Here is an 8,682-nt window from a genome sequence, read left to right on the forward strand (position 1 = left end):
GGAGTTGCCCAGGCCACACCGCGAATCCCGAATATATGGTTAAACAGAAGCATAAATGGCACATCCACCGTTCCCTTGCGCAGCACGGACAGAATAATGGGCTGTCTCTTTTTTCCGGTGGCCTGAAACACAGTCAGTGCAAAAAATGTCATGGGGCTGGCAGAGCAGATAATCCGCAAAAATCTTCAGCCATACGCTACCGTCTCACGGTTATTGATGAACAGCCTGCTCACGGCAGACGCCTGTGTATACAGAAGCACCGCAATGGCCAGGGCCACGCCAAGGCTGAAGACACACAGAGTGCGGATCGCATCCAGCATACAAAACAGAAATCCCTGCGGCTGTTCAGATGCAGAATGCGCCGCAGCGTGATGCCTTTTTGCGTTCTCCACCTCCCAAAAAGCGTGAGATCAGGCTCGCCCCTCCCACACCAAACAAATTCGCGAGCGCTGTCATAAACATAAACAGAGGCACAGCCAGCGTCAGAATCGCCTGTGGAACCGGCATGCTGCAAAACAGTTCCTCATTCTTTTTTCCTTTTTCCATGTTAAGAACACCTCTTTTCGCCCTGTTTCAGGCTTTCGATATAGCACTGCACCGCAAAATGAAAGCTGTCATCCACCGCCGCCGGATAGTGGGAGAAGAACCCCTGCTCCTCCTGCGCCACAAATCCATGGACTATGGCCCGAAATAAACGCCGGTAATGAATGCTTTCCTCTTCTTTTAAATGAAAATCTTCCAGCATTTTTTTTAACGGGTCTGTAAACAGAACCGCCGCGTCATCCCGCACTCGCTTATCTTTTGCCGACATGGCCATGATCAGCCAGTATAGCTCCCGATGTTTTTTCGCAAAGTTTCTGTATGTGTCTGCCAGCTGGCGTACGGCATCTTCTCCATGCCTTCCCTCCATGGCCTGCATCTCCATCTCATTCTGAAGACACAGGCCATACCTGCAGACCTCTGCCAGAAGCATTTCCATATTATCCACATGATTGTAAAGTGAAGCCGTCTTTATCCCCAACTGCTCTGCCAGAAGCCGCATGGAAAATGCATCCCTTCCCTGCTGCTCAATCAATTCTGCCGCTGCCTTCACCACCACATCCAGATTCAATCCTTTGTGAGCCATGTTCTTTTCCCTTCCCGTAAACTAATGATATTAGTTTTTATTGTAGACTAATTTCATTAGTTATGTCAAGATTTTATTATACTTTCTCGCGGAGCGTTTTTATTTCATAGGAGGCAATTTTCTATATAATTAAAACAAAAACGCCCCGGACGCGTTTCACATATCGTCCGGGACGTTCCCATTTTTCTTATTTTATTTTCCGTAGTAAGCTCTTAAGTACATTTCTTTGATTTCACTCATCAGCGGGTATCTCGGGTTTGCGCCGGTGCACTGGTCATCAAATGCCTGTTCTACCATGGCATCCAGAGTATCCAGGAAGTATTTTTCATCTACACCATACTCAGCAATAGTCTTCTTCACGCCGACTGCTGCTTTCAGCTCCTCAATCTTCTCAATGAGCTTCTTCACTGCCTCTTCATCCGTCTTTGCCTGAATGCCAACGAAACGTGCACACTCTGCATAACGGGCCATGGTATGCGGATACTGGTACTGAGAGAAGGTTCCCATCTTTCTTGGGCACTCAGCAGAGTTATACTCTACAACCAGAGAAATCAGCAGTGCGTTAGCGATACCATGCGGCAGGTGATGGAACGCGCCCAGCTTGTGTGCCATAGAATGGCAGACACCTAAGAATGCGTTTGCAAATGCCATACCAGCCATGCAGGAAGCGTCAGCCATCTTGCTTCTTGCCTCTACGTTTCCGCCGTCATTGTATGCCGTCGGCAGATACTCAAATACGTTCTTCATAGCCTTTAATGCAAGGCCATCTGTGTAGTCTGTTGCCATAACAGAAGCATATGCCTCCAGTGCATGAGTCAGAACATCCACACCTGATGCACTGGTTAAGCCCTTCGGCTGGCTCATCATATTATCAGTATCTACGATGGACATGTTCGGAAGCAGCTGATAATCTGCTAACGGATACTTCACACCGGTCTCCTGATCGGTGATAACCGCAAACGGAGTCACCTCGGAACCAGTACCAGAAGAGGTCGGGATTGCCACAAAATAAGCTTTCTCTCCCATCTTCGGGAAGGTATAAACACGTTTCCGGATATCAATGAAGCGCATTGCCATGCCCTGGAAATCTACTTCCGGATGCTCATACATAACCCACATGATCTTACCTGCATCCATTGCGGAGCCGCCGCCCAGTGCGATGATGACATCCGGCTGGAATGCAGTCATAGCCTTTGCACCTTCCATCGCATTTGCCAGGGTCGGGTCCGGCTGTACATTGGAGAAGCACTGATAAACAATGCCCATCTCATCCAGTTTATCGGTAATCGGTTTTGTATAACCATTCATATAAAGGAAGGAGTCCGTTACAATAAATGCTCTCTTCTTGCCCATGACATCCTTCAGCTCACTTAAAGCTACCGGCATACAGCCTTTCTTGAAGTATACCTTCTCCGGTGCGCGGAACCACAGCATGTTTTCTCTCCTCTCAGCAACAGTCTTAATGTTCAGCAGATGTTTCACGCCTACGTTCTCAGAAACAGAGTTACCGCCCCAGGAACCACAGCCCAGTGTCAGGGATGGGAGCAGCTTGAAGTTATACAGATCGCCAATACCGCCCTGAGATGACGGGGTATTGACCAGGATACGGCAGGTCTTCATGGCAGCTGCATGTTTTGCCATCTTCTCTTTCTCGTTTACATTGACATAGAGGGAAGATGTGTGGCCATAACCGCCATCTGCAACCAGGCGCTCTGCCTTTGCAATCGCCTCATCAAAAGTCTGAGCCTTGTACATAGCCAGAACCGGTGAGAGTTTCTCGTGTGCAAACTCCTCACTGATATCTACAGACTCTACCTCACCGATCAGGATCTTGGTATCCTCCGGCACCTCAACACCAGCCATCTTTGCGATCTTATATGCACTCTGACCTACGATCTTTGCATTTAAGGATCCGTTGATAAGAATGGTTTTTCTTACTTTCTCAATCTCATCTGGTTTTAAGAAATAGCAACCGCGGTATACAAACTCTTTTTTCACTGCCTCATAAACCGGTGCAAGAACCGTTACCGACTGCTCAGACGCACAAATCATACCATTATCAAAAGTCTTGGAATGGATGATGGAATTGACTGCCAGCTTGATATCAGCAGTATCATCAATGATTGCCGGGGTATTTCCTGCACCTACTCCCAGTGCCGGTTTTCCAGAAGAATATGCTGCCTTTACCATACCCGGACCACCGGTTGCCAGAATAATATCAGCATCCTTCATTACCGTGTTAGTCAGCTCCAGAGACGGAACATCGATCCATCCGATAATTCCCTCCGGTGCACCAGCTTTTACGGCTGCGTCCAGAACAACTTTCGCTGCTGCAATGGTGCAGGCTTTTGCACGCGGATGTGGGGAAATGATAATAGCATTTCTGGTCTTTAAACAGATCAGGGTTTTAAAAATTGCGGTGGAAGTCGGATTGGTTGTTGGGATAACGGCTGCAACCAGACCGATCGGCTCTGCAATCTTCTTGATACCGTATGCCTTATCTTCTTCGATCACGCCGCAGGTCTTCATATCTTTATATGCATTGTGAATATGCTCTGCTGCGTAGTTGTTCTTGATCACCTTATCCTCTACCACGCCCATACCAGTCTCTTCCACTGCCATCTTTGCCAATGGAATGCGCATCTGATTTGCTGCGATCGCAGCTGCGTGGAAAATCTTATCAACCTGCTCCTGAGTATAGGTTGCAAATACCTTCTGTGCATCACGCATAGCGGCCATCTTTGCTTCCAGTGCCTCTACGCTATCGATGATTTCCGGAACTGCTGTCATCTCTTTCTTTGCCATGTTTTTATCCTCCAACGGTTTTTGAATGGGGTTTATAAACTTTCGTTAATTATATTGATATTTCTTTAACGATGAATTCTGTTAGTATTATACCACTCGTTAAATAGTTGTCAATATATTTATTTTTATTTTTATGATCTTTTTTCCATACATGTATTTGTATACAAAATGCATATTTGAAGACGGAGCTGCAACACTGCTGCAAGCCTCAATTAATACAAAAGCAAAAGACCAGGACCGGATAATAACTCTCATCTCAGTTCTGGTCTTTTGCTTTATACCTCTGGCTTTCTCTCCTTGTAACCAAGAGCCTGCTCCAATGCTTCCTTCTCCTCCGCACCAAGCAAAACCTCTGTTTCACCACGTTCCACATCCTTTAAATACAGATAGCAGCCCTCTCGACTGTGAACTGAATTCAATACAAATCCGGTATTGGTATAATCCAACATGGCCAAAGCAAAACTCAAATTTCCACCCATACCCTTGAATGCATTGTACTTCACAATTCCGATCTTCTGGAATGCGGCACGGCTATTTTTGTTAGCTGTTCGAATAGAATCCTTATTATAGCGGTCCTGGGACTGCAATTCAATAATTGCGTTCATCTGATCCACAATCATGTTTTCCATACTTTCCGCATCTTTTCCACGCATAAAAATATCATATCGGCGGTAAAGCTTTCTCATGTTAATCAGGCACAATATTGTCACAACCATTAAAATCAAGGTAAGAATTGCCGATGCGATCAACAGATACACCGGATCAAAACCCAGATCGTTTAAAATACTTTCTTCCATATTAATGCATTCCTGTCCTTCCGTTTTAGACTATACCGGCTGGATAGATTCGATCAGTTCTACAAGACGCTCCAGCTCAGCCTCGGAGTAATACTCAATTTCAATTTTTCCTTTGGATTTATCTTTACGACTGATGTTAACCTTAGTTCCCATAACCGTTTTCATACGATTTTCCATATCCTGGAATACCAGCTCAACAGCCTCATCTACCTGGGATTTTTTCTTTTCTTTCTTTTCTTTTCCCAACAGTTTTACAGCTTTTTCAACTTCACGGACACTCATTCGTTCCAGTTCAACTTTTTTTGCCAGTTCCAGCTGCTGATATGGATCTGCCACTGCCAGAAGCGCTCTTGCATGACCACTGGCAATCCGGCCCTCAATCAGCATCTGCTGAACTTCCGGAGCCAGATTTAACAGACGCATACAGTTGGTAATCGTCGTACGGTTCTTGGAAACTCGTTCCGCAATTTCTTCCTGTTTTAAGGAAAACTCCTGCATCAGACGTTGATAAGCCTGCGCTTCTTCGATCGGATTCAAATCCTCCCGCTGAACATTTTCAATTAACGCAATTTCCATAGCCTGCTGTGGGCTATACTCCCGGATAACAGCAGGAATCATCTTCAATCCAGCCAGTTTAGCAGCTCGCCATCTTCGCTCACCGGCAATGATCTCGTAACTTTCGCCCTTTTTCTGAACCAGAAGTGGCTGTAATACACCGTATTTTCGAATGGAATCTGCAAGCTCTTCCAACTGTTCCTCATCAAATGCCTTGCGCGGCTGATCTCGGTTCGGCTCAATTTCTGAAATTTTCAGTTCCAATTCCGCCTGAGTCTGCACCTCTTTTTCCTGTTCCTGCGGTGATATTTCTTGTACAACATTCAAAATTTCTTTTTCAGAAGTCTGCGCTTCTTTTTTCTCAGTTTTCTGTACGTTATTTCTTGCTACTGCATTTTTTTCAGCATTCTGCTTCTTATTGACTGTGTGATTTTCTGTTTTATTTTTCGTCTCACTTACTGCACTTTCATGTTTTCGTGCTGTAGCTTTTTCCTCTGAAATCACTTCTTCAACAGTATCTTCTCCAAATAATGCTCCAAGTCCTCTTCCTAATCCTCTTTTTGCTCCTGCCATCTCTATTCTTCCCCTCTGCTAATTACTTCGGCCGCCAGCATCCGGTAACTCTCCGCTCCGGTTGAGCGCGTATCATAAATATTAATCGGTTTGCCATGGCTTGGTGCCTCTGCCAGTCTCACGTTTCTCGGAATGATTGTTTTATAAATATTCTTATTTAAATGTGCTTTCACATTTTCAACCACCTGCAAGGACAAATTTGTTCTCGCATCGTACATGGTAAAAACAACGCCTTCCAGTTCCAGCTGTGGATTCAATTTCTTCTTTACCAACTCTACAGTCTGTATAATCTGACTCAAGCCCTCCAGCGCATAGTATTCACACTGAATCGGAACCAATACTGTATCTGCTGCTGTCAGTGCATTAATTGTTAAAAGGCTCAAAGATGGTGGGCAATCAATGATAACATAATCGTAATCATTCTTTATTTTTCCCAGTTCTGTTCTAAGCAAAGACTCCTTGTTCGGAACATCCAGAAGTTCAATCTCCGCTCCCGCAAGATTTACATCCGAAGGAAGTACGTCCAGATTTTCTTGAACTTCCTTAATAATGCACTCCTCCAGCGTACATTCTCCGACCAGCAACTCATATACTGTCTTGTCCATATAGCCTTTTTCAAAGCCCAGACCACTGGTCGCATTTCCCTGCGGATCAAAATCCACCGCCAGAACCTTTTGTCCCGCTTCTGCCAGACAAGCAGATAAATTAATAGCTGTTGTGGTTTTTCCCACGCCGCCCTTCTGATTTGCAATAGCAATTATTCTTCCCATAGTATCATCCTTATAATCTGTCATTCCATTTATTTTTTACAATAGAATTAGTATAGCACATTTTTGTTGCTTTTCCTATTCTTTGTCCTAAAATGTATTATTAAAAATGCATTATCCGTTCAGAAAATGCCCATCCGTGTACAATAACACTTTTGCTGCTGTATTTCATGCATTCCATAAGACTTTTTACGCTTCACTCATGTTTCACGTGAAACATCTTCTTGGCATTTCTTTCTTGTGTAATTTCGTTTTTCAATGTTTCACGTGAAACATTTGTTGCAGTTCACATATGTGTGTCCAGCAACGGGATTTTACCGATACCGCGCATTCTAAATCGGCAAAATCTGCTGCCAGAACTGTATCGTACGAAATTATCAGTTCAGAAAATCTCTACCTGTGAACAGTTGCAAACATTTTTCTTACTATAATCCGTATCTCCTAACGGATGTATTTTTCTTGCATCTTTTGCCAAATAATACTATACTAAATATATGCGAAACGCATGTTTTTGCAAGGCATAAAGGAGGAATCTATGAAAGCAAAAAACAAATTACTCACGCTCCTTATTCTTTCTGCCGGCGCTGCTGTCACCACCGCTGGAATCAACAAAGCAATCCAGTTTTCTGCCATTTCCAAAAATTTCCTGGCAGAACCGGAACCACTCTGTTTCAAATGGCGTCTCGGCAATGTTTATTATACAAAAGAAGGAACCGGTAAACCATTGCTGCTTATTCATGATCTGGACACCTGTACATCCGGATATGAGTGGAAACAGCTTATTCCTTTTTTAAGCAGCAAATATACTGTTTATACAATTGATCTGCTTGGATTTGGACGTTCCGAAAAAGCGAACATGACATATACCAATTTCCTGTATGTACAGCTGATTTCCGATTTTATAAAATCGGAAATTGGACACCGGACCAGTATCATCACATCTGGCGAGGCAGCTTCCATTCCACTAATGGCATGCGCTAATAATCCAGATCTTTTCGATCAGATTATGGCAATCAATCCTCTCAGTCTGCTTGATTTCAGTTCTATACCAGGCAAAACTGCCAAAATGTATAAATGTATGATTGAACTTCCAATTATTGGAACGCTCTTATATAACATAGCAAGCAGTAAAAAAATGATAATGGAAGAATTGGTAACTAAAAAGCTTTACAATCCTTATTCCGCGAAGTCAAGCTATGTGGATGCCTGCTATGAAGCCGCCCATCGCGGCGCTTCCCCAAAATCCACTTTCGCAAGCATCCGCTGTAACTACACAAAATGTAATCTGGTGAATGCACTGAAGAAAATTGATAACAGCATTTACCTGGTTGGTGGTGCAAATATAGATAATATAGAAGAGCGTTTGAATGAATACAAGAATTACAACTCTTCTATCGAAACTATTCTTGTCCCACAGACAAAAGAGCTTGCGCATTTTGAACATCCAGAAAAAATTGCTGAGCTTGTAAAAACATATTTTTGTTAAATAGCGAATGTAATTTATACCCATGTTTCACGTGAAACATGAAATCATTTTTACCAAGAAAAGGAGAAAGTTATGATTCAGTTCAATCACTTTAACTTCAACGTATTAAATCTGGAAAAAAGTCTGAAATTTTACAAAGATACCTTAAATCTGGAACCAGTTCGTGAAAAAGAGGCTGCTGATGGCTCCTTCAAGCTGGTCTATCTTGGTGACGGCACCAGTAACTTTTCTCTGGAGCTCACCTGGCTTCGCGACCGTACAGAACCGTACAATCTCGGCGAATGTGAATTTCATCTTGCCTTTGTTACCGATGAGTATGAAAAGCTTCATGAGCAGCATAAACAGCAGGGTGTGATCTGCTACGAAAATGAAGCCATGGGAATTTACTTTATCTCTGATCCCGACGGGTACTGGATTGAAATTGTACCAGCCAAATAAAAATATTGAGACGGAACCACTAAAAGGTCCGAAGTTCCGGAAACCGCGTACAGAAACGCAGAAACGGTGGAATTTTGCGCTTTGTTCACTGCGCCGCCTATTGTCAGACCTGCGACCCAAACTCGCACGCGCTGC

General features: G+C 43.8%; 9 protein-coding genes. 2 read left to right on the forward strand and 7 right to left on the reverse strand.

What is annotated here, in order from left to right; genetic code table 11:
* Nucleotides 1-185 precede the first annotated feature (185 nt).
* The 7 genes from ACMP1L_RS01740 to ACMP1L_RS01770 form a co-directional block, all read right to left on the reverse strand.
* Nucleotides 186-320, reverse strand: a complete 135-nt coding sequence (locus ACMP1L_RS01740) for a hypothetical protein (RefSeq protein WP_279220926.1) — start codon at nt 318-320, stop codon at nt 186-188.
* Nucleotides 321-345: 25 nt separating this feature from the next.
* On the reverse strand, nt 346-546 hold the full coding sequence (locus ACMP1L_RS01745; protein ID WP_418451833.1) for a hypothetical protein: 201 nt from the start codon (nt 544-546) through the stop codon (nt 346-348).
* A 1-nt stretch (nt 547) separates the two neighbouring features.
* Nucleotides 548-1,126: a TetR/AcrR family transcriptional regulator gene (locus tag ACMP1L_RS01750; protein ID WP_118731727.1), complete on the reverse strand. Its 579-nt coding sequence runs from the start codon at nt 1,124-1,126 to the stop codon at nt 548-550.
* A gap of 192 nt (nt 1,127-1,318) precedes the next feature.
* Complete coding sequence (adhE, locus tag ACMP1L_RS01755; protein ID WP_118731726.1) at nt 1,319-3,931, reverse strand: bifunctional acetaldehyde-CoA/alcohol dehydrogenase; 2,613 nt, start codon at nt 3,929-3,931, stop codon at nt 1,319-1,321.
* A gap of 275 nt (nt 3,932-4,206) precedes the next feature.
* A complete protein-coding gene (locus ACMP1L_RS01760) occupies nt 4,207-4,728 on the reverse strand; it encodes a DUF4446 family protein (protein ID WP_118731725.1) in 522 nt (173 codons plus the stop codon).
* 30 nt (nt 4,729-4,758) lie between these two features.
* Nucleotides 4,759-5,856 carry a ParB/RepB/Spo0J family partition protein gene (locus tag ACMP1L_RS01765; RefSeq protein WP_373242506.1) on the reverse strand — a complete coding sequence of 366 codons (1,098 nt, stop codon included), beginning with the start codon at nt 5,854-5,856 and terminating at the stop codon, nt 4,759-4,761.
* 2 nt (nt 5,857-5,858) lie between these two features.
* On the reverse strand, nt 5,859-6,626 hold the full coding sequence (locus ACMP1L_RS01770; protein ID WP_118731723.1) for a ParA family protein: 768 nt from the start codon (nt 6,624-6,626) through the stop codon (nt 5,859-5,861).
* A gap of 532 nt (nt 6,627-7,158) precedes the next feature.
* Between ACMP1L_RS01770 and ACMP1L_RS01775 the strand changes: the two genes are divergently transcribed.
* Together ACMP1L_RS01775 and ACMP1L_RS01780 are read left to right on the forward strand one after the other, a co-directional pair.
* Nucleotides 7,159-8,109 (forward strand): alpha/beta hydrolase, encoded by a 951-nt coding sequence (locus tag ACMP1L_RS01775; protein ID WP_118731722.1) that lies wholly within the window; start codon nt 7,159-7,161, stop codon nt 8,107-8,109.
* Between the two features lie 72 nt (nt 8,110-8,181).
* On the forward strand, nt 8,182-8,547 hold the full coding sequence (locus ACMP1L_RS01780; RefSeq protein WP_178276227.1) for a VOC family protein: 366 nt from the start codon (nt 8,182-8,184) through the stop codon (nt 8,545-8,547).
* Nucleotides 8,548-8,682: the final 135 nt, after the last annotated feature.

This window comes from Ventrimonas sp., from assembly GCF_048380235.1.
Lineage (GTDB): Bacteria > Bacillota > Clostridia > Lachnospirales > Lachnospiraceae > Brotaphodocola.